Source organism: Chlamydia sp. 17-3921 (assembly GCF_902705545.1).
GTDB lineage: Bacteria > Chlamydiota > Chlamydiia > Chlamydiales > Chlamydiaceae > Chlamydia.
Genome location: NZ_CACSHH010000008.1, coordinates 34,457 through 57,168, shown reverse-complemented (window position 1 = coordinate 57,168; position 22,712 = coordinate 34,457). Strand labels below are relative to the sequence as shown.

Here is a 22,712-nt window from a genome sequence, read left to right as displayed (position 1 = left end):
TCGTAGATCTTTTCATTAATAAACGTTTCCATAATTTTTTAAACTTCATAAAAAGTTAATTTTGGAATTAAAGAATAGCGTTCTGCGTTTTCCTCTAGCTCTTGATAAATTTTATCAAGATCTTCCTGGTCTTTATCTAAATCTATGTAAAGAATAAACCCCTCAACACGGTCTAAATAAAAATCACGCTCATCGTCAGACTTTGAGAAAGCGTCCATGAGGCGAAGAGCTCGAAGTAAAAGAGGGCTTTGTGGTACAGGATATGCGATCATAAATCGCGATTATAGAAAAATTGTAGATAGAGAGCAAGATCTATCCAGAATTATAAAAACACTTAGGCTAGGATAGTAAGTTTTCCTGATTTTTTAGCTCCAATAACAGAGTTAATAACTCCTGCTTTACAAAGAATTTGGAAAGCAGCCTCAACTCATTTTTTTGAGATACACTACAATACCAAGACTCAATGCCGGGTTCAAGTACGCACGTCCCCTGTGCAGAAGCTAGATGCTTACAGAGTTGTAAAGATTTCTGCAAAGAATTCTTTCCAGAAGACGTATCAACAAGCTCTTTTAACCACTGTATACAATGTTTTAACATAGCGTCACTTACTCGAGGCTGTGTTTTATCAGAGTACCGAGAAATAAGGGCCTTTCTCTCCTTTCTACTGTTATACAAGGATAAGAAGAGAGCTTTTTTTTCGTCGAAATAAGCTGCTATTGAAGAATTATTAGATAAACAACTGGCGTATGTATCTAGCTTTTCTAATAGAATTTCACGTTCCTGTAGGCAATAAAGAATATACTCTTTTTCAAAAGATGTAAGACAAACAGAAGGTTCTTGAACTTTAGAATCATCAAAAACTGCAAGACGGCGATCCAAAGAAGAGTCTCGATTTAATGTTATAATTTCTGCATCTTCACTTCCTAAACTGTGTGGAACCATCAAAGAATCTATGCGATTTCGAAGCCATTCTACTTGTTGCTTGTTGCCCATGACTGAAGCCCATTGAGACAAAGCTTCTCCAGCAATTCCAATTCCCGGATGTTGTTTTGTTACTTGTGGAGATAAAGAACGAACTCGAAGGAACACTGGTTCATCAATAAGAGACCACGGATAGGTATCTAAATAAATATTGTCCCATCTTAATGTACAAAAAGCTTTACGATGCAGACAAAGTTGTAGTAATTCTTCAAGACCTTGGCATATTTTTTGATTTTGACTAACCTCTCTCTCAGAGATGTATAGAGGTCCCTGGGGCAAACGATAATTTGGAATTAAAAATACAAAATTATCTTTGGGTTCTTCGTAATATACTCGCACTAAACCCTGTCTTCCACGATCTTTTGTAGAAGTAGGGTATTCTGTAGTTATCATACAGCTGGGGACCAGTTTTAAAACCTCTAAATTCAAATCTGTAGCTATTTTTTTTAACAGTCTAGTATTCCTTGATGCGCATCAGCATCGCTCCGATAAGCTTCGCAAATTAATTCATGAGGATAATCTTTTATCTTCGGAACAGGCAGAAACAAAGAGCGTGGATTAGGTCGAAAATCCCTTAAAATAGTTCCATTGGTTACTAGCATCTCAGTAGGAACTGTTTCACAGAAATGTTCCATTAACAGTGAAATTTTGAGTAAAATAAAATCTTCAGGCTTGTACTTACTAAAAGCTGAAGCTAGATCTTTATCATATACATCAACAGTCGAAGGAACATGGCTTCTTGTTAAATTCCAAGGACGAATTCCCAAATAATAGCTATCGTGAACAGAGTTTCTTGAGTAAAGGGTTTTATCAAATTTTATATATGCAAAAAAGAACAAGTAGTACTAAAGCTATCGTAAACTTGATGACGTATTCCATAACAAAAAGACTCAGAATAAGTCCGACTCCAATTAAACCGATCCCTAACCCAAATTGAATGAAGATTGCGATCAAAAAACAGATCAAAGTTGTCGCAATACATATTAAACCGGCTTTTTTTAGTCTTAAAGAAAAGCTTTCTCTCATTTCTTCAAGATAAGATTTAAAAGAGTATTTGTTAGTTACAGAAACCAACACAATAAAAACACTAGTAAAACATAAATAAAACTATAGAATAACAAAATAATTATAAATAAGATAATAAAATATTATAGTACATCTGAATAAACATGCTCGGGTACTACAGATCCATCTAAAAAAACATGACTAGTATCAAATAAAATTTTTACATTTTCCATGGACATATGGACAAGTATCTCATCTTTTTCTAACAGATTACGCCAAACAGCAACCAGTGCAGCTGCAACAGCTCCTGTTCCACAAGCTACACTTTCCCTTTCCAATCCACGTTCGTAAGTCCGTAGGCGTAATTGCTGGTTTTCAAGAATTTCTACGAAATCAACATTTACTCCCTCAGGAAAAAATTTAGGATGATAACGTAGAGAACGTCCCCAAACATCAATATCTGCTAAGAAAATTTCAGAAACAAAAAGAACCAGATGAGGAACTCCTGTATCAATAAAAAACATTTCTTCAGGAAGTTCTTGAATCTCATGTTGGATTTTGTAAGAAGCAAACTTCCAATCTGACAAAGTCATATCTACAGAGATTCGATTCCAAGAATAAAACGTTCCAGAATATCTACCATTATCTGTAATGACGGAAATATTAGATTTCCCTAGTTTTTGTGAAAGATGGGCTATAACACAACGTAGTCCATTCCCACACATTGCGGGACACGAACCATCAGAATTAAAAATTGTAAGCTTAGCGTCTGCCGTGGGACAAGATTCTAATAACAAAAATCCATCTACTTTCACTTGAGCACAAAATAAACGGATTGCAGAAATGGATAAGCATTCCTCGCTCAAAAGAAAACGATTGCCCGACCCAGAGTACACATAATGTTTATAAGTCATTAAAGGAGAAAAGAATTCCGTCTAACAAACCAAAATCCTTGGCTTCATTGGCTGTCATCCACATATCTCTATCTATAGCTTTCTCTATTACATCTCTTGGCTGTTGAGTTGCTTCTACATAAACATCCACAATACGTGCTTTTGTTTTAAGAATTTCCCGAGCATGAATATCTAAATCCGTTGCTTGTCCCGTAATTGGACCACCAATGGAAGGCTGGTGTATCATAATTCTAGAGTGAAGAGTTGCAAAACGACGTCCTGGAGCAGCACATAAACTCAAAACAGAGCCCATAGATGCGGCCAAACCAGTAACAACAGTTGTTACCGGAGACGTCAACATTTTTATCTGATCCCAAACAGCGAATCCTGCATCTACAGACCCTCCTGGACTATTAATCACGAAGGTTATGGGTTTTCCAGGATCTGTTATCTCAAGATACCATAACTTACGAATGACATCTGCAGCACTTTTTTCTGTTACAGGTTCAGAAAAAAACACCCGACGAGTAGTTAAAATTTTCTGTTCTAAAAAATCACGTAATCTCAAAACTTCTCCATCAGGCATAGAATAACAATCTCCTAACTAAACTAATGTTTCTAAATTAATTTCTGGATAGAGGGGGAAGCGCGATAATAAATCACTAACTCTCTCTCTAATCTCTTCTGCAATATCTTCAGAAAGTTCTCCCTCATCTTTGCCGCTATCTCCACGTCTTGTACAAATATTTTGCAGTACTTTTATAATGATCTCAGCAACTTCTTCCATCTCATTTACGTTCATTCCCAAAGTCGTTAATGCTGGAGTTCCTAAGCGTATACCAGAAGTATCCCATTTTCCTATAGCATCTGAAGGCAGGGCATTCCGATTTACAGCAATTCCTACAGAACTCAAAACATCTTCTGCAATCCCTCCAGGAAGACCTAAAGAACTTAAATCAATAACAATGATATGGTTGTCCGTTCCACCTGTTAGTAAGCGCAAACCCTTTCGTTTAAAGCATTCTGCCAACCTACGAGAGTTATCTACAACTTGGTGGGCGTATTTCTTGAAATCTACAGACAATGCTTCTTTTAAAGCTATAGTTTTAGCAGCAATCACATGAGGTAAGGGTCCACCCATCATTAACGGACACGCTTTATTCAAAATATTCTCATATTCTTTAGAAGCCAAAACAAGGCCGCCACGAGGTCCTCGTAAGGTTTTATGTGTAGTTGTTGTAATAATATCCGCATAGGGAATTGGATTTTCTACTCCAACAAAGACGCCTCCAGCAACAAGGCCTGCAAAATGCGCCATATCTACCCATAAAACGGCTCCACAATCTTCAGCTATCTGCTTCAATATTGCAAAATCCAATCTACGCGAATATGATGAGTAACCAGCTATTAATACCGTTGGCTTGTAAAGCCGAGCTAAATAAGCTATTTCAGAATAATTAAAACATTCTGTTTTAGAATCTACGCCATAAGAAACACAACGCATTAACTTGGACATGATGTTCATCCGAACACCCCCATGAGTTAAATGCCCACCAGCATTTAAAGATGGTCCTAAGCAAACACAAGAAGATAGTTCAGTCTTTAATTGAAGGTATTCTTCTTCTGAAAGATCATTCACCGTTTTATACCCTAAGGCTTTAACAGTTGGCGTTTGAACTTTATGAGTAAGTATTGCCATAGCAGCTAGCAAATTAGCATCAGCACCTGAGTGAGGCTGAACAAAAGCATATTCTGCAGAAAAAAGCTCTTTGGCCGTCTCTACACACTCCCATTCAATAGCATCAACATTCTCACAACAAGAATAAAATCGCTTAAATGGACTTCCCTCACAATACTTATCTGTAAGCAAGTTCCCCATAGCCAACTGAACAGAAAGAGAGGAATAATTTTCAGAAGCAATCATTTTCAAACAAGAACGCTGACTTCTTAATTCATTAACGATTCTTTGTCCAATAGAAGGAAAACAATTTTGAAGATGAGCTAAAGCAGCAGAATATGCTGTAATAGCTAATTCTTTACGTTTTTCATCAGAAGAACTTTCTAAGAAATTATGCATTAGTGTAACCATTACTTCGACGTGTTTCTGAGAGCTTTTTGTACAACTCTGTACTTTAAAAACTCCATCAACTATGGCTTAGAGAATCAGCCTAACTCTCAAACCGAAAAATGTCAACTAAGCCAAAAAACTTTAAAAGACACAAAATACAATTCACCATAGCATAAATCTCAAACTTTCTCGAAAAAGACTTTTTCCCCATGACACTTTATTTAGGGCTCAACCACTATACAGCCCAACGCTATCAGGCACACTTTTTCCCAATCCTCCAAATTACCCCTTACGCTAAAAGCTCTCCTCAAATCAAAAAAGCCCAATACTATTTTCCTCTTGCAACACATATTATTCTAACAAGCCCTTCTTCATCAGTTTTATTTCTCTCAAAAATGCTAAAAACCTTTCCAAAAGCACTATTCAATAATAAGTCTTACCTCTGTCTCGGACAAGCTACAAAAAAAAGAATTCAATCTCTTCTTCCTAAAGCACAAATTTCTTTAGCTACAGAAGAAATAAGTGAAGGTTTCTTCTCTATTATAAAAGCTCTACCAAAAGATGCTTTTCTTCTTTACCCACATTCAGCACTAGCACGCCCGGTTATTAAAAAATTTCTTATAGAAACAAACAAAAATTTTTATTCCTATCCTCATTACTCAGTAAAGCCTCGGTCACTAAATAAATCTCTTTTTACTCACTATGACCATATTATCCTTACAAGCCCTTCATCTGTACGAGCCTATTCTAAAATCTTCCCGAAACTGCCTCAAAAGCATCACTGGTGTCAAGGGCCTATCACACTTCAGGAATTTCAAACTATTTTCTGTACACAAGCAAAACTATTAAAACATTGGGATACTTACCAATGACACAAAACATTTCTCTATATAAAATAGTGTCCTCGTAGTTTGTATGAAATGGATAGAATGACTTCCCCTATTAGCACAGAATATGCGCCTTCTCTCCAAACAGTCTCTTTATTTCCTCCAAAAAGTGAGTCAAGAAAAAAGTTATATAAGGTATTAATAACCATATCTCTTACGAGCCTTGCTTTAATAACATTTGTGGGAAGTTCATTAACACTAGGTTTTTGCATTCACCATCTATACTTCCTCTCTCTCCTTATCCTTCCTGCTCTGATTCTTATTATAAGAAACCTATTGTCACAGATGATTTACGAGGTTTACGTAGCTTTAAAAGTTCTCCCCTCTCTTGCAAAACCTAAAACCCCATCCCTCTCTGAATTAAAGCCCTAGACCAATATAAGAAAAAAACCCAAAAAAGTTTATAATGATTTTTTTATATTAGAAATTAAAAACATTATAAATTCAGCATGACAAAAACACCTTCTTTAACACCTCCTTCCGGAGGAACACCCACAGCTATTCAGTTTTCTCAAAAAGAACTCTCAATACAAAAACAAAAACAAGTAGCTAAAATCACATGCTTGGGTATTCTGGGAACTTTAGCTACCATAACCTGTGTTTTAGGGGTAGCTCTCTCCGTAGTTTTTGCAAACCCTGTATTTCTTATCTTCTTTATAGCCACAGCGCTTTTTACCGTTGTTGCTGCTATAACTTACCTTCATTTAACTGCAAAAACTTCTTCGGATTGGGAAAAATCTCTAGAAAATTATTTTAATAAAATTCCTGCTCAAGCAGTTCTTAGAAATTTCATAACCAAACAAGGCGACTTTACTTTTTATCAAGTAAAAGCTAATCCTAAATTTAACTTAGGTATACAGGGAGATTATAAACTCGCTTTTAGTCCCGCACTTCTTGCAACCATTAGAGGTGTCAAAGCCCCGGGAAGAGAAGGAATGATTTTCAATGTCGTTGATCCAAAAGAGGGGAAAATTTCTAATGTAGCAACAAATTTATCCAGTATTCTCTACTCTACAGCAATGAAATACGGTGATTGGCATAGGTGTGATACAAGAGGTTTATCAACAAAAGCTCCGGAGCCCTTCCTCCCAACAGAAGCCCGCTTTACCCAATACACAGAATTCACAAAAACCCTTCCACAAATCAATAACAAAGAACAGATTCCATCTCACCTAGGCCACGTTCGAGGACCTAGTTTAGATGAATTCCCTCAGCAAGATGAAAATGCTGCTGAAGGATATTATCATAGAGCATTACTTGCTTATGAAGAGGCCTTAGAAGCTGCTGTTCAAGCTAAAGTCGTAGTCGTGGCTTTACCTCTTTTTTCTTCAACTTATGAAGTTCCTCAACAAGATAAAAGCCCGCAAAAAGGTCGAATTTACGAATGGCCCATGGAGTGTAATTTATTTTGCAAAAAAGCATTAATAGAGGCAGTTCATAATACAGCCCAAAAATATCCTACAAGCCAACTTCTTGTCCTACTTCAAGACCCCTTTTCTCCTCTAGCAGAAGGACTTTCTACATCTACGAACACTTGGGCTCTTTAATAAAATCTAATCAGATTTTTATAAAGATTCCTACTAAGTATCGAAAATTTCTTTTTCAGAGAAAAAAGGAGCTTTACTTCTTGCTAAAAAAGAGCTAAACTAGCTTTTTTCTTCACATGTATAGCTTCTAAAGCTCGCGATTTTACGGTCATTTAGGAACCATAAGCAAGGAATAATTTTCATGCACGACGCCCTTCAAAGTATCCTGGCCATTCAAGAACTCGACATCAAAATGATTCGTCTCATGCGTGTTAAAAAAGAGCATCAAAAAGAACTTTCTAAAGTTCAATTGCTCAAAACAGACATTCGCAGAAAGGTTCAAGAAAAAGAAACTGAGATGGAAAGTTTAAAACATCAAATTAAAGAAGGTGAAAACCGAATTCAAGAAATTTCTGAGCAAATCAATAAACTTGAGTCACAACAAGCAGCAGTAAAAAAAATGGATGAGTTTAACGCTTTGACTCAGGAAATGACTGCGGCTAATAAAGAACGTAGAGCCCTAGAGCATCAACTCAGTGATCTTATGGATAAGCAAACTAGCGGAGAAGATCTTATAGTTTCTTTAAAAGAGAGTCTAGCTTCTACAGAAAATAGCAGTGATATTATCGAAAAAGAGATTTGTGAAAGCATTAAAAAGATTAATGAAGAAGGCAGAACTCTTTTAAAAGAGCGTATGGAACTTAAAAATATTACAGATCCTGAGCTTTTTCATATCTATGAACGTCTTCTTAAAAATAAAAAAGATCGAGTTTTAGTTCCTATAGAAAATCGTGTTTGTAGTGGTTGCCATATTGTTTTAACGCCACAACATGAAAATCTTGTAAGAAAAAAAGATCGATTGATCTTTTGTGAACACTGTTCGAGAATTCTCTATTGGCAAGAACCTCAAGCAACAACTCAGGAAAATACGGCAACCAAGCGTCGTCGTCGTCGAGCAGCTGTATAAAGTTATTCGGAAGAGAAAGGCAATCGCTGTTTATACTTTCAAAAGAAAGTATAAGGAGAGGAAAGTCTGGACTTCATAAGAAAAGATACTGGAGAAATTCCAGGGGTCGTAAGGCTACGGAAAGTGCAACAGAAAATATTCCGCTATAAAAATAATTTTTATAGACAGGCTGAAAATTCCTACTTTGGGAGTAGGAGCTATTAAAGAGACTTAATAGACATGCAAACCCTATCTGAAGCAAGAGAAAAAAGCTACTTTGTTTCTGCAAAAATGAAAAGCTAACTCTTTTCATAAGCTTTTTCAAAATCGCTTGAGAGATCTAGTAATAGATCTCCTAGATGAATGATTGCCCTCGAGGCAGAATTTCCTTTCTTCCTCGCAGACAGAATCCGGCTTACTCTCTCTTCCGAACTTTTTCTTAGATGAGATATCATAATAAACCAGCTTTTGCTAACGTATGGACGTGAAGTAAGCCAACAACAAATTTAGAGTTTTCATTATCTACGACAGGTAAAACTGTAATTGGGTTCTTTGCTTCCATAACTTGCAAAGCAGTAGCAACGTCAGCATTTTCTTCAATGATTCGTGGATTTTTTGTCATTATTTTTTCAAGAGATAATGACAATACATCACCACCATATTGAGATAAAGCTCGACGAAGGTCCCCATCTGTAAAAATTCCAAGTAACTCAAAGTTAGAGCTTACAATACATACACAACCGCAACCATAAGCAGAAAACGTCTCTAAAGCTACGCTTACAGAGTCGTAACGAGAACAGAAAGGAACTTCTGTTTTTGGGAACATGTAATCATAAACCCTACCTTGAGCTTTTAATCCAATCTGACCACTAGGGTGATTCTTCCCATAAGTAGAAAGGGTTACACCTCGTCCGTGTAATAACAACATAGAAAGCAAGTCCCCAAATAACATTTGATATAATGTTGATGTTGTAGGAATAAGATTAAATGGGTCTAGCTCGGGGACTAAAGGCAGTATGATTACATGATCCGCAAGGACAGCAAGACTAGAATACGGAGAAGAAGTGACAGCAACTAAAGTAATCTCTCGCTCTTTTAAATAGGGAACACATTTTAGAAGTTCTTGCGTTTCTCCACTTTTAGAAAAGAAACAAACAATATCTCCGTCTTGCACAAGACCAAGATCTCCATGGAGCATGTCTCCATGAGAAAGAAATAGAGCTCGTTCACTTAACGATTGTAAAGTTGCAACTACTTTTCTTGCAATATGACCACTTTTTCCTACTCCAGAAAAAAATATCCATCCAGAATGTTTTAAGATCTTCTCAACAAGAAGAATAGAATTTTCGCATTGGAAGGAACTAAAAAAAGCATCCACTGCTTCTTTTTGTTTACTGAGAATCTCCTGACATAAATCAGTAATAACAACAGAAGAGCTCATCCTAGCCTTTAGTAAAAATCAAGGTTATTTTAGCTCATAGTAACAGACTCTAGACGATTTTTCAATGAGGTTAAAAACTCACTTCCATAAATCCCATCAAGAACCCGATGATCGAATGTAAGCGTAACATACACCATTTTACGGATCATTAAAGAATCATCATCACGAACGACAACACGTTTTTGAATTGTTCCTATTCCTAAAATAGCGACTTCTGGATAACGAATGATTGGTAGACCAATTAATGCTCCCGTCATTCCAAAATTCGTAACGGTAATACTTCCATCTTGAACATCAGAAGGATCCAAGCAATTCGCACGAGCTCGAGAAGATAAATCTGCAAGAGACTTCGCTATACTCACTAATCCTCGATCTTGACAATTGTGAATAACGGGAACAACAACACCCTCTTTATTCAGATTTACAGCTACACCAACATTTATGGATTTTTTAACAACAATAGTATGCCCATCCAAAGATCCATTGAGAAGAGGAAATAGTTCTAGAGTTTTTGCGAGACACTGAACAATAAAACTTGTAATTGTCAGCTTAACATTATGAGTAGCAAAAAAACGCTCTCGCTCCTCAGCAATCAAATTCATAAGATCCGTAACATCTATATCTACAATTAGAGAAGCATGCGGAACTTCGTCCGAAGATTTTGATAAAGAAGAAGCTATAGCTCGACGCAAAGGAGACATCGGTATACGATTTTCTTCATTTTTAGAGAATGATTTCTCTTGATTACGAGTTTCTATATAAGTTTTTAAATCTCTTTTTGTAACTCGCCCTTCATTCCCCGTTCCGGAAATTGTCTGCAATTCTGATATACTGATCCCCTCACGCTGTGCCAAACTGAGAACAGATGGAGAAAACCACTCTGACGTTAAGGAAGGATTTTCCTCATGACAACTACAACAAGAGGCGTTAGAAAGTGTGGGATCGGGGATTTCATCAGAGAGGTTTTTTTGTTGTTCTTCTAGCAAAGCTAGAATATCTCCAGCGGCAACTTCATCCCCTTCATTGACGAATATTTGAGCTATAACTCCTTCCTGGGGGGATGCAAGTTCTGTTGCAATTTTATCTGTAGAAACTTCTATTAAAGGTTCGTCTTTCTTAACAAACTCTCCAACTTTTTTCAACCAACGAACAATAGATCCTCCTGAACCAGTTTCTCCTATTTTTGGAAATCGGAATTCAAACATGTACTGTTTATCCTTTTATATAGATTCTACTGTTTCCTGAATTAAAGAAGACTCGGAAGAAGAAAGTTCTCCTTCTTTAGCTGCTATGTAAGTAGCAACAACAGCGTCGCCTAAAATATTCATAGGAGTCCCAATAATATCTCTAAGACGATCGATTCCTGCTAATACGGCAATACCTTGAATAGGCAAGCCTACAGACACCAAAACAGAACCCAGAGTAATCATTCCTCCACCGGGAACTCCAGCACTACCTATCGCAGAAAAAGTTGCAGTGACTACAAGTAGCAGTAAACTACCGAACGATAGAGGACAATTATAAGCTTGAGCAATAAAAACTGCAGCCATTCCTTGAAAAATTGCTGTACCATTCATATTGACAGTAGCTCCTAAAGGCAAAACAAAGCCAGAAACTTCTGAAGAAACACCAAGATTTTTAGAAACACATCGCATAGTTACTGGCAATGTTGCCGAACTGCTTGCTGTAGATATTGCGCATGAGATGGCATCCATCATGGCTGAGAGAAATCTCATGAAAGACATTTTACAGCCAAAGCGAACTAAGCTACCAAATACTAAAATACCATGGAATAAACATGCGAGATAGTAAGCAATAATAAATTTACTCAATTGCCATAAAATTACTAAACCATGACTTCCTGATATCCAAGCAATACTTGCTCCAACACCATAAGGAGCAAACGCCATGATCATATTAACCATTCGCAACATGACTTCGGAAAATCCTTCAATAAACTTCTCTACAGGGCGCCCTTTTTCTCCAGTAAGGCGCATAGATATTCCTAGAAAAATGGCAAAAATAATGATTTGTAGAATATTACCCTCTACAAAAGAACGTACAGGATTTGAAGGGAAAATTTGAGAAATTAAAGAAAGAAAATATGTAATTCCTCTTTCTTGAGAAATCATAGCGCCTTGCTCTGGGAGAGTATGAGAAAGGTTACAACCTCTACCGGGATTAAAAATTCCTGCAAAACATAGTCCTATAACAATAGCAACAGCAGTTGTTGCTAAATAAAGCCCGACGCTTTTCATTCCAATGCGTCCCAACTTTTTCATATCGCTAATTGAAGCGATACCTAAGACCATTGAGCAAAAAACTAATGGATAAACAACCATGCTCAATAGATTTAAGAATATATCTCCTATGGGTTTTAAAAAGATCGCTTTATCTCCTAAAACCAAACCTAAGGCAACTCCAACAAACAGTCCTATAAAGATTTTCATCCATAGTTTCATTCGTCACCCCTATTTTTATGTATTTGATCAATAGTATCCAAAAGAAAACTAGCTTGACTTTCTTCGACTTGTAAGTTCATACAGACCTTACCAATTGGCAATAAATCCGTTTCATCAAACAAGTTATGTAACTTTACGCTGTCTTTCTCTGTACACAACACCCCTTGTCCCTGGCACAATGCTATTTTACGACAAAAGTAGTATAATTCTTTTTTAGTGATGCCAACGTGGTCAGGAAGTACATAAGTTCCCAAAATTTTAACTCCGGCGTTTCTCAACATATTCAAAAAGCCTTGAGGAAAACCAAGACCACAGAAAACTCCGGCAGGAAATCCTTGAAGTTTTTTATGTGCAACATGCTCACCCTTATGAATCCAAACAACAGAAGCAATGCGAGGTTCTACAAAAATTTGTTTTGCTGAAGAACTCTTCTTTAAGAGATTTCTATGTTCTAGATTACAACTCCCATTAACAACAATGGCATCAACATTTCTTAAACGATCTGGAAAATCTCGAAGTCTTCCTTTCGGAAAAAATGCTGAAGATCCCAAGGGATCCTGACCATTCACTACGGCGATTTCTACATCTTTATGCAACTTACGATACTGAAGGCCGTCATCTAAAAGTAGGATATCAAAAAACTCTGCAGCTTGAACAGCAGACAACCTACGATCTTTGTGAACCCAAACAGAACGTGGGGGAAGCTTTTCTGCCATAAGTAGTGGCTCATCTCCAACATAAGTAGCAGAATGAACATTGGCATCTACAATTGTTGGTGTTTTCTTTCCACTGCACATGCCCTTGTAACCTCGGGAAAGTACAGCACACGAATAACCTCGATTCTGTAATGCTTCAACCAACCATAATACTGTTGGAGTTTTCCCTGCTCCTCCAAGAACGATGTTGCCAACACTTACAACCGTGGCGCGAACACGACGAGGAGAAGAATAACAAAATTGCTCTTTGAGCCTTACTAGCAAAGAGAAACTCCAAGAAAGTACGTTACCTAACCACCCTTTCCCTAAGATGTGCCCAGAACTCAAAGTCAAAATCAGGCGACGATAAAACATAAAAAGGAGCGAGGGAAATCGCTTTTTCATGGCTCATCCTTAATTTTACGACTTCCTTCAAACTAAAAACTACGGTCTTTAGGCCGCATGGTCAGACAACTAGCATTACAAGAAAAAGATTAAAAATCAAGTTTACAAGCCGTAATAGAAAATCTATTTTAAACTTCAAGAACAAACTTTTATTTTTAATAATGTAAAAATAAAAATTTTTATCTCTCTTAAGAACACAATTTACATAATTAAGTTAACAGATTTTTTTTGAAATAATACGCTGACGAACTACTTCATAGGCTATAGCAGCTACAGCTGTTGAAAGATTTAAAGAATCTACTTTTCCTCGCATAGGCAAAGTGATTTTTTTAAAATATTTAAACCAAGATTCGGTTAAACCATCCTTCTCGGAACCAAAAACTAATGCTGTAGGAAAACAGTAACTCTCAGAAAAATATACTGTTCCAGCAATAGGAGAAGTTGCGAAAACTTTTAACTGTTTTCGTTTCACAACATTCAAAATATTTTCAAAAGAAGCGCATAGAATTGGCAATGTAAACACTGTTCCTAAAGAGGAGCGAATTAGATTAGGATTATAGAGATTTATAATAGGGTCACAAAGAATTACACCATCAACTCCAACGCCGTCAGCAATTCTTAATATAGCCCCAACATTACCGGGTTTTTCTACACCCTCAATTATAAAATAGAAAGGGATATCATTTTTTTTCTGGTTTAAAAACTCTTCTTGACTCCAGAATTTCTTTTTAACAACAGCAATAACCCGACTGGGGTGCTGCTTATAAGAGAGCTGAGATAGAGATTCGTCCATACAATAGAAAACACTTATTGCATGTCGAATGGCTTCACAACGTAAAGCCTCCTCTTCTTCAGACAAATTTACACTACAAAAAAGATGTCGAAGTGTAAAACCTGAATACAATGCCTGTTGAATTTCCCGAACACCTTCGACAAGAAAGCTTTCTCCTTTTTTAGAGTAAGATCGTTTCAAAGCTAGAGCTTCTTTTATTTTGGGATTATGCTTCCCTAAGAATTCCATAAAGCAAAGCTCCCAGAAGGCAAGGCTACATCCCCCTCTCCACAAAAACTCTCACCACAAGACCAACCTGAAACGGGAAGCTTTGTCATGCTACGCTTTGCCAAACTTTTTAAAAATTCAGGAGTATGTTCCAGAGTATGAGAAGAAATTAAAACAAGGGAAGGAGAGGATGCAAGAAGTTGCGAACATAAAGAAAGTAATTCAAAAAAATTTTCATTAATTTTAAAAACTTCTCCATCAGGTCCTCGACCAAAACTTGGAGGATCTAAGATAATAATGTGATATTCTTTTTTTCTTCGAACCTCTTTTCGTAAAAAAGATAAGACATCTTCGATCACCCAAAAAACACGTTTTTCTGGGAGAGGATTTAAATCAATATTTTTTTGAGCCCACTTCACTACAGCTTTTGAAGCATCAACATGTGTAATCGTAGCTCCACACTGAGCTACAAAAATAGAGGTTAATCCTGTGTAAGCAAAAAGATTTAATACTCGGCAATTTTGGTTCTTCCCAATAGCACAACGTAATCTAGACCAGAAACTTGAGTGTTCTGGGAAAATACCCAAGTGACCAAAAGGAGTCATCTTTAAACTACATCGAACTCCCTGTAAAGAAATTTCCCATTCTTTAGGAGCTCTACCAAAAACTTTCCACTCTCCCTTCTCTCCATCACGATAAAATGTAGCCGCAGCTTGAGACCATAGATCAGGTTTTTTTTTTGGCCAAATAGCTATTTTAGAAGGGCGAGCTACAATGATAGAACCAAAGCGTTCCAACTTTTGTCCTTCACCGCTATCAAGCATCGTATAATCCATACAATTCCTATGCCTGCAGGGAAGATAAACGTCTCAGCGTATCAACTTGTACTTTCGTAGACATATCTACTTCAATATTCACTAAACTTCCTACTCCTTTCCAGCCTAAAGTTGTTCTCTGAAGTGTTTCAGGAATTAATCCGACAGAAAATCTCTCATTTTCTACAGAAACTAAAGTCAAGCTAATGCCATCTATAGCAATAAAACCTTTATGAAAAAGATAGGGAGCAAAAGTTAAGGAAACTTGAAAATGGTAGTAATTTTCCTTTATTGCAACGATTTTTCCTGTTCCCCCAACATGCCCTGAAACTATATGCCCCCCTATAGGATCTCCTAATCTCAAAGAATTTTCAAGGTTTACCCGATCACCGATTACACGTTCCCCAATCGTAGTACAAGCTAGGGTCTCTGGAATTACGTCAAAAAATATTTTGTCGCTTTCTTTACGAGTTAGGGTCAGGCAAACCCCATCAACAGCAACGCTGCATCCAAGGGCTAAAGCATCAAGAAAGCAAGAGGAACACTGCACTCCTAAAATCAAGACAGATTTCTTCGATTCTAAAAAACAAACTCTACCAAGTTCTTGTACTATGCCGGAAAACATGTTTTTCCTTTTTCTTTTAGGGCAAAAAAAGCATATCATTTTTCTCCTAAATATATAGAAAATATATTTTCAAAATTTTTCTTCCGTATTTTTGTTTTATTTGAGAAAAAAAACTTTGCAACTATAATCGCATAGAATTACCCTGGTTTTTGGCACCTAATTTTCTTAGACTATCTTTAACCTAGGAGATGGCTCCTATGCAGTGTCCTTTTTGCAATCATGAGGAGTTGAAAGTTATTGATTCAAGAAACGCTACAGAAGCAAATGCAATAAAGCGTCGTCGTGAATGCCTGAAATGTTGTCAACGCTTTACCACCTTCGAAACTATAGAACTTACTCTTCAAGTTTTAAAAAGAGACGGCCGTTACGAAAGTTTTCAAGAATCAAAATTAATTAATGGATTAAACGCTGCGTCTAGTCACACTCGTATAGGCCAGGATCAAGTTCATGCAATAGCATCCAATGTAAAAACTGAATTGTTAGGTAAACAAAATAGGGAAATTTCTACCAAAGAAATTGGTGAACTAGTAATGAAATATCTTAAAAAGGCTGACATGATTGCTTATATCAGATTTGCTTGCGTCTATCGTAGATTCAAAGACGTTGGTGAGTTAATGAAAGTATTATTGTCTGCAACCCCAGATGTGGAAAAATAGTTGATAATTCAAGGAAAGAAACCATGCCCCTATCACAAGAAGAAATAGAAAACTTTAAACAAAGACTTTTAGAAATGCGAGCTAAGCTATCACACACTCTAGAAGGCAATGCTCAAGAAGTCAAAAAACCAAATGAAGCTACTGGCTATTCACAACACCAAGCAGATCAAGGGACCGATACATTTGATCGGACTATTAGTCTTGAGGTAACTACAAAAGAATATGAACTTCTTAGACAGATTAATCGTGCTTTAGAAAAAATCGAAGAAACTTCTTACGGAATTTGTGACGTAAGTGGAGAAGAAATTCCTTTAGCTAGACTTATGGCGATTCCTTATGCTACGATGACTGTCAAAGCTCAAGAGCAGTTTGAAAAAGGTCTTCTCTCTTCAGAAAGTTAATTGTTATGGCCTCGCGATTCAAAAAAGCAATTCTAGCTATGGTGCCCCTAATCACAATTGATTGGGTAGCAAAATTTATTGTTTTTTTGGGATATAAAAGTTGGAAAGGAGCCGCTCATGTCAAACTTTACTCTTATAGTTTGGGGTTGTTCTCCTTTTCTATTTATCCAACCTTCAATGAAGGAGCTGCTTTTAACTTCTTTGCAAATTATAAAAATTTCTTACTAGTCTTTCGACTATGTATCATCTTGGGTATTCTTAGTTACCTTTTTTTTAAAAATTCTTCTACACCTCTCACCCGCTTTGCGCTTATCTTATTATGCTCTGGAGCTATAGGGAATGTAGGTGATATCTTCTTTTACGGTCACGTAATCGACTTCGTTGCGCTCAGTTATAGGAACTGGGCATTCCCAACATTTAATCTCGCAGACGTCTTTATTTCTTTAGGAACAATATTGTTAGTATACAAACTTTATTTTCCTAAACAACAAAAGACTAAATAGAGATAATAATCTTTGTTTTTTTAAAAAAAGTTAATATTATGAATACTATCTTATCGTTTTTAACATCTTTTGATGATTTCTTTTGGTCTTATATCGCATTTGCGATGATCATTGTCTTGGGCTGTGCCTTTTCCTGGAAATCCCGATTTTCACAATTCACAAAGTTCCCACAGTTCTGTAGGCTTTTACGCCATTATGTTCATACTTCTAGAAATGCCAATTCCTCTTTAGAAAGGGGTGTACACCCTTTAAAAGTATTCTTTGCTTCTGCAGGAGGAAATATCGGCATCGGAAATGTTGTTGGTATTGTTACAGCAGCGTGCATAGGCGGCCCTGGAGCCTTATTTTGGGTCTGGATCGCAGGAATCTTCGGATCAATAGTGAAATACTCTGAAGTTTACCTAGGGATTAAATTTCGTAAAGTCGATAGCGATGGTGTTTATCAAGGCGGACCCATGTACTTTCTTGACAAAGCATACAAAACTCCTATCTTCTCCTTTATTGTTGCTGCTCTACTCTGCATCTATGGCGTAGAAATCTATCAATTTTCTGTAATCACAGAAAGTTTATCTTCTTGTTGGGGTATTCCAAAAATTTATCCCATGTTTGGACTACTGTTTCTCGTTATTTATGCAGTTCAGGGAGGCCTACAGCGTATTGGAAAAATTTGTTCTGCAATACTTCCTGTATTCATGATAGTGTATTGTTCTCTAGCCCTTTATATTCTTATAAAAGAATATCATCATATTCCCCATCTTCTCTCTACAGTGTTTTCCTCAGCTTTTACAGGACATGGTGCTCTAGGAGGTTTTGCTGGATGTACAGTTGCAACAACCATTCACCAAGGGATTTCACGAGCAGCGTATTCTGGGGATATTGGTATTGGATTTGACTCTATCATCCAAAGTGAGAGCTCTGCAAAAAATTCAAGTTCGCAAGCTCAATTAAGTATTGTTGGAATTGCTGTAGATAATCTTATCTGTACTTTGAGTTTACTCATGGTCCTGGCATCTGGATCTTGGTCTTTAGGATTTGAGAATGCTTCGCAAGCGATAGAACACACTTTAGCAACCTATTTCCCAGCTATGAAGTTCTTCCTTCCTGCATTCTTCTTTGTTACGGGCTACACTACCATCATCTCTTACTTTCTTGTAGGGAAAAAATGTGCTAAATTCCTTTGTAGTAGCAATGGAGCAAAAGTTTATACTTTGTATGGGATTCTTGCTCTACCAACATTCTGCTTTTTAAGTCAGAATACGGCTTTATTAATCATGTCTGTTTCTGGAGCTTTGCTACTCTGCATCAATCTTTTTGGAGTATTTCTTCTAAGAAAAGAGGTGCAATTTCCAGATAAAGAAATTCTAGCTTACTCAGAGAAAGCTCATCTTTCATAGAGTAAGAACTTTTTAATAATCCTTACATAATCTTAACAACTCTCCTATTCAGGAGAGTTGTTTTATTCTTAATAAAAATTCTTTTTAATTTACATATTAGATTTAGGAATAAACAGGTAATAAAAAGTAAAATAAAGAAAAAAGGAAAAATAAATTCTTTATTTTATGAATAATTACCTAACGGGGGCTCTAGTATCTTGCTGTGTTCTTCTCTCTATAGGCATGGTCGTTATTTTCAGTATGACGATTTGCTTTCTATATAGAGTAAACAAGGTTTTGAAAAAAGTGAATCGCGTCACAACTCTACTAAATTTTGAAACGAAGTTTCTTGCACCTCTAATGTTTGCGAAAAGACTCCTGCTTAAATGGTTAAGAAAAAAACACAAACACACCCATTTCATGCAAAAGATGGATGATCTCTTTGATGATGATGAAACTCATAGTTGGACACATTCTCTATTTCAAGGGGTTAAGTGGACAGCAGCAGTGCTGTTAATATGGTCAGCATTCCGCAACAAAGATTAGGCAATATAAGGGGGAAGAAATTATGTTTGGGAATAACTATCGAAAACCAAAAAAATCTAAGCACAAACGTTTTCGCTGGTTAAGAGGAGTCGTTTTCGGAGGAATCTTAGCTACACTCTTGACAAGCCTATTCACTCCTAGAAGTGGATTACAACTTAGAAAAAAACTTTCTAGAGTCAGATATTCTGGGACTAAAAAAGGTAAGGTTTTACTTAAAAATACTAAGCAACATGCGAAAACTTTTGCTAAGCAAACAAAGCTTCTTGCTAAAAGTATCTCTAAAGAGATCAAAGAATTTGCTAAAATTGTAAAAGACGAAAGTAGAGATTAAGGTTGTGCTTTATAAGCACAAAACTTTTTCAATAAGGCATTTCCTTCTTAGAAGGCTTTCTCAAACAATCCCAGATATTTCTCTCTGGGATCAAGTTTTTATTTCCGTATATTTATTTTTCTCTTCTATGTAAGTTTAGATCCCAACTATGACTTCGTATACATGGATTCTAGCAAAAAACATGAAGCAGCCTCTTTTTTTTTGGAGACTTCTCCTCCTCTCTCCCATTTTTGGAACTCCCTACATTTCAGCAAGTGATGTCCTTCTTCCCCTAGCAGGAACACATTCTGGAGAAGATCTTCAACTATTTACTTTACTTAGCACCTCTTCAAGTCAAACGACCTACTCTATAGGGAAGAACTTCACTTTGAGTGATTTTTTAGGAAAAAATCTTAAAACTCCAGGAGGGGCATTCCGTAATCTACAAGGGAATCTCTTTTTCTCTGGAGCAACCCCTTTTTCTTCTTTAATTTTCAAAAATCTTCATCTTGGAGCTGAAGGAGCGGGAGTTTTTTCTCAATCTTCTATTACTTTTAAAAACTTGCGCACCCTAATTTTTGAAAACAATACAAGTTATGGTGGAGTCATTTCTGCAGAAAGCTCTATTAACTTTTCAAAAAATCATACTATAAAATTTCTAAATAACAGTAGTTCTGGCCAAGGAGGAGCGATTTTTTTATCTAAATCCCAAGCTCATGCCATCACATTTGCGAATCAACGAGGAGAGATTGTCTTCGCCAATAACCGAGCCAATGCTATACAAGGGATTCCTGATTCAGGAAACGGAGGAGCTATTAGCCTCTCTCATCCAAATTCCTACATAATCTTTGAAAACAACCAAGGAATTCTCTTTCAAGAAAATTCTGGAAAACTTGGTGGTGCTATCAACTCCGGCTTAGGTACAGTTCATTTTACTAATAACGCTCTCCCTGTAAGCTTCCTAGGAAATAAGGCAGAGTCTGGAGGTGCTATTCATTCAGATTCATGCTCATTTATAGAACAGCAATCCTCTCTATCTTTCATAAATAATCAAGCAGAAAAACTTGGAGGAGCTATTTGTTCCAAAAAAATCACTTTGCAAGATAACTGCGGACCTATTTTGTTTCAAAACAATTCTACTCAAGGGGGAGGAGGAGCCATCTCTACAAGCGCTTGTTCCTTTTTTGCGAAAAAAGACATTATGTTCTTAAACAATTCAAGTAAAAATCTTGGAGGAGGGGCCATCTACTTAAACGAACCTGGCTCTACTCTTTATCTACTTGCTCGAGAAGGAAATATTGAATTTTCCAATAATACTATGGTTGTAACAACCAAACATTCGGAAACAAAAAAACGTAATGCTGTTTTTGTTAAGGGATCTCCTCTTTCAATAACTTTATTAGCAGATAAAGACCAGCGTATTCTCTTCTATGATCCTGTGCTAGCAACGACATACAGTTCTCGCCCTGTGAATATTAACAGCCCAACAGGAACTTATTTCCACAAAGGTAGCGTAGTTTTTTCTGGGAATCGCCTTTCTCTTGAAGAAAAGAAAAATAATACGAATAGAATCTCTATTTTTAACCAGCCTGTAGTACTTTATGATGGTACGCTTTCTCTAGAAGGAGAAGCTATTCTCGCTGTTCACAGTTTTACACAATATGGAGGCTTGCTCGCCCTAGGGCCAGGCTCCATGCTTAAGACTCATAACACGGAAAATATTTCTCCAATAAATATTCAAATTTCTCGTTTAGGCTTGAACTTAGAGAATCTAAGCTCTACATTACCTGCAAAAATTCATGCCACGGGAAGTTCTGTTATTACTCTCTCGGGAACTCCTGAAATCTATGATCCCTGTGGACTTTTTTATGAAAACCATGAAATCGCTTCTTCTCCATACGAAATGACTGTAATACTAAGTTCTGAAAAAGAAGTTGTAACTACAAATCCCCCATCAAAAAATCTTACAATTCTACCAGAACAAGGTTCGTTTCCAAATTTTATTTACTCAGGTCACGGTTATCAAGGTTCTTGGAGTTTCAATTGGTCTACAAATGACACAAAAAAACATAAGACTTTAAAAGCTTCATGGATTCCTTCAGGGAATTTTGTTCTCAATCCTCAAAGAAAGGGAGACCTCGTATCTATAACTCTCTGGGGGACTTTCTCTGGATTACATGCTACACGAAATGCTCTTATAGATAACTGCCTCAATAACAGCACCGTCATTCCCATCAAACATTTATCGTTTTTTGGAGGTTCTATATCTAGTCTTATGGAACAAAAAACATTTAAGTCTTCAAAAGGATTTTCGATAAAACATGGTGGCCATAACGTTGGTTTTAGACTTCCTTGTTCATCAAACTCAGTCCTTTGTGCAGAGTTTACTCAACTCCAAGGAACTATTTCTCAGGAAAAAGAGTCCAAACAAAAAAGCTTTTCTCGAATATCATTAGGAACACTTGCTATATCAAAAAACTGGGAAGCGTTGTCACTAAGATCTTCCATTAGCTATGTTGAAGATTCTCAAGTTATGAATCATTCTCTAACACATCAAAGGATTTCCCAAGGTTCTTGGAGGAACCATGGTTGGGCAGGATCCTTGGGAATGTCTTATGCTTATCCTAAAGGTTTCCATTATATAAAAATCACTCCTTTTACGGATCTCGAATATACCTTTATTTCACAAAATCCTTTCATAGAAACAGGCTATGATCCGAGGTATTTTGCCTCTTCAGAACTACATAATCTATCATTACCAACGGGAATAGCCTTAGAACTTCGCTTTTTCGGAGCAAAAATCTCTACCTTGCTTCAAGCCAGCATGACCTATATCAAAGATTTATATCGCAAGAATCCTAGTACTACAGCCTCTTTAATCCTAAATCAATATATGTGGGAAATTCCAGAAATTGCTATAGGAAAAGAGGCTATTCGTGTGAAACTTCATGCAACAGTAAGATATAAGGCCATAACAACCTATTTAGGGGTTTCAAGCTCACAACAAGAAGGAAGCGTTTCTGGAGATGCTCATGCAGGTATAGCATTAAGCTTCTAAAAAATTGATCATAAAAACAGAAATACAATCCAAACATAGAAGTTTTACAAAGTTGTAGTAGAGCTTCTATGTAGTCCTCTTCTCTCCTATCTTTTATCCCTTGCCTAATTTGCCTA

22 protein-coding genes, 1 other RNA gene and 1 pseudogene are annotated in these 22,712 nt (G+C 36.6%); 11 read left to right on the top strand and 13 right to left on the bottom strand.

Annotated elements, in window-relative coordinates:
- Positions 1-41: 41 nt before the first annotated feature.
- The 6 genes and pseudogenes from JMS40_RS02535 to JMS40_RS02510 all read right to left on the bottom strand — a co-directional run.
- Positions 42-272, bottom strand: a pseudogene (locus JMS40_RS02535) (UPF0158 family protein); the annotation flags it as partial.
- Positions 273-339: 67 nt separating this feature from the next.
- Complete coding sequence (locus JMS40_RS02530) at positions 340-1,374, bottom strand: hypothetical protein (RefSeq protein WP_201456706.1); 1,035 nt, start codon at positions 1,372-1,374, stop codon at positions 340-342.
- 53 nt (positions 1,375-1,427) lie between these two features.
- A complete protein-coding gene (locus JMS40_RS02525; protein ID WP_201456705.1) occupies positions 1,428-1,748 on the bottom strand; it encodes a hypothetical protein in 321 nt (106 codons plus the stop codon).
- Positions 1,749-2,129: 381 nt separating this feature from the next.
- Entirely contained in the window at positions 2,130-2,900 is a 771-nt protein-coding gene (gene dapF / locus JMS40_RS02520; protein WP_201456704.1) for a diaminopimelate epimerase, read from the bottom strand.
- Positions 2,890-3,465 (bottom strand): ATP-dependent Clp protease proteolytic subunit, encoded by a 576-nt coding sequence (locus JMS40_RS02515; RefSeq protein ID WP_201456703.1) that lies wholly within the window; start codon positions 3,463-3,465, stop codon positions 2,890-2,892. The genes dapF and JMS40_RS02515 overlap by 11 nt, the downstream gene beginning before the upstream one ends.
- Positions 3,466-3,483: 18 nt before the next feature.
- On the bottom strand, positions 3,484-4,968 hold the full coding sequence (locus tag JMS40_RS02510; protein ID WP_201456702.1) for a glycine hydroxymethyltransferase: 1,485 nt from the start codon (positions 4,966-4,968) through the stop codon (positions 3,484-3,486).
- A gap of 188 nt (positions 4,969-5,156) precedes the next feature.
- On the opposite strand from JMS40_RS02510, the gene JMS40_RS02505 reads away from it, so the two are divergent.
- The 4 genes from JMS40_RS02505 (at position 5,157) to rnpB (ending at position 8,740) form a co-directional block, all read left to right on the top strand.
- Entirely contained in the window at positions 5,157-5,819 is a 663-nt protein-coding gene (locus JMS40_RS02505; RefSeq protein WP_201456701.1) for a uroporphyrinogen-III synthase, read from the top strand.
- Positions 5,820-6,283: 464 nt separating this feature from the next.
- Entirely contained in the window at positions 6,284-7,381 is a 1,098-nt protein-coding gene (locus JMS40_RS02495) for a hypothetical protein (protein ID WP_201456699.1), read from the top strand.
- A 181-nt stretch (positions 7,382-7,562) separates the two neighbouring features.
- Positions 7,563-8,327: a zinc ribbon domain regulatory protein CdsZ gene (gene cdsZ / locus JMS40_RS02490; protein WP_201456698.1), complete on the top strand. Its 765-nt coding sequence runs from the start codon at positions 7,563-7,565 to the stop codon at positions 8,325-8,327.
- Between the two features lie 7 nt (positions 8,328-8,334).
- An RNA gene (gene rnpB, locus JMS40_RS02485) (RNase P RNA component class A) lies at positions 8,335-8,740 on the top strand.
- A 17-nt stretch (positions 8,741-8,757) separates the two neighbouring features.
- Here rnpB and JMS40_RS02480 read toward each other — a convergent pair.
- From JMS40_RS02480 to JMS40_RS02450, 7 genes are all read right to left on the bottom strand, one after another.
- Positions 8,758-9,747, bottom strand: a complete 990-nt coding sequence (locus JMS40_RS02480) for an SIS domain-containing protein (RefSeq protein ID WP_201456697.1) — start codon at positions 9,745-9,747, stop codon at positions 8,758-8,760.
- Positions 9,748-9,776: 29 nt separating this feature from the next.
- Entirely contained in the window at positions 9,777-10,952 is a 1,176-nt protein-coding gene (locus tag JMS40_RS02475) for a dihydrolipoamide acetyltransferase family protein (protein ID WP_201456696.1), read from the bottom strand.
- Between the two features lie 15 nt (positions 10,953-10,967).
- Complete coding sequence (locus JMS40_RS02470) at positions 10,968-12,209, bottom strand: dicarboxylate/amino acid:cation symporter (protein ID WP_201456695.1); 1,242 nt, start codon at positions 12,207-12,209, stop codon at positions 10,968-10,970.
- Positions 12,206-13,309, bottom strand: a complete 1,104-nt coding sequence (lpxK, locus tag JMS40_RS02465; RefSeq protein ID WP_201456694.1) for a tetraacyldisaccharide 4'-kinase — start codon at positions 13,307-13,309, stop codon at positions 12,206-12,208. Before lpxK ends, JMS40_RS02470 begins: the two co-directional genes overlap by 4 nt.
- 214 nt (positions 13,310-13,523) lie before the next feature.
- Positions 13,524-14,330, bottom strand: coding sequence for an RNA methyltransferase (locus JMS40_RS02460; protein WP_201456693.1), 807 nt, complete (start codon positions 14,328-14,330; stop codon positions 13,524-13,526).
- A complete protein-coding gene (locus JMS40_RS02455) occupies positions 14,318-15,145 on the bottom strand; it encodes a class I SAM-dependent methyltransferase (protein ID WP_201456692.1) in 828 nt (275 codons plus the stop codon). Before JMS40_RS02455 ends, JMS40_RS02460 begins: the two co-directional genes overlap by 13 nt.
- A gap of 7 nt (positions 15,146-15,152) precedes the next feature.
- The gene (locus JMS40_RS02450) at positions 15,153-15,749 is read right to left on the bottom strand and encodes a riboflavin synthase subunit alpha (protein ID WP_201456691.1); all 597 of its coding nucleotides are present in this window, start codon (positions 15,747-15,749) and stop codon (positions 15,153-15,155) included.
- A gap of 197 nt (positions 15,750-15,946) precedes the next feature.
- Here JMS40_RS02450 and nrdR point away from each other — a divergent pair, with 197 nt between their 5' ends.
- From nrdR to JMS40_RS02415, 7 genes are all read left to right on the top strand, one after another.
- Positions 15,947-16,405 (top strand): transcriptional regulator NrdR, encoded by a 459-nt coding sequence (gene nrdR, locus JMS40_RS02445; protein WP_201456690.1) that lies wholly within the window; start codon positions 15,947-15,949, stop codon positions 16,403-16,405.
- A 23-nt stretch (positions 16,406-16,428) separates the two neighbouring features.
- Positions 16,429-16,806 carry a TraR/DksA family transcriptional regulator gene (locus JMS40_RS02440; RefSeq protein ID WP_201456689.1) on the top strand — a complete coding sequence of 126 codons (378 nt, stop codon included), beginning with the start codon at positions 16,429-16,431 and terminating at the stop codon, positions 16,804-16,806.
- A 5-nt stretch (positions 16,807-16,811) separates the two neighbouring features.
- The gene (gene lspA, locus JMS40_RS02435; RefSeq protein ID WP_201456688.1) at positions 16,812-17,309 is read left to right on the top strand and encodes a signal peptidase II; all 498 of its coding nucleotides are present in this window, start codon (positions 16,812-16,814) and stop codon (positions 17,307-17,309) included.
- A 38-nt stretch (positions 17,310-17,347) separates the two neighbouring features.
- A complete protein-coding gene (locus JMS40_RS02430; RefSeq protein WP_201456687.1) occupies positions 17,348-18,703 on the top strand; it encodes an amino acid carrier protein in 1,356 nt (451 codons plus the stop codon).
- 165 nt (positions 18,704-18,868) lie between these two features.
- The gene (locus JMS40_RS02425; RefSeq protein ID WP_201456686.1) at positions 18,869-19,228 is read left to right on the top strand and encodes a hypothetical protein; all 360 of its coding nucleotides are present in this window, start codon (positions 18,869-18,871) and stop codon (positions 19,226-19,228) included.
- 22 nt (positions 19,229-19,250) lie between these two features.
- Entirely contained in the window at positions 19,251-19,559 is a 309-nt protein-coding gene (locus JMS40_RS02420) for a YtxH domain-containing protein (protein ID WP_201456685.1), read from the top strand.
- A 148-nt stretch (positions 19,560-19,707) separates the two neighbouring features.
- Complete coding sequence (locus JMS40_RS02415; protein ID WP_370545323.1) at positions 19,708-22,596, top strand: polymorphic outer membrane protein middle domain-containing protein; 2,889 nt, start codon at positions 19,708-19,710, stop codon at positions 22,594-22,596.
- Positions 22,597-22,712 lie beyond the last annotated feature (116 nt).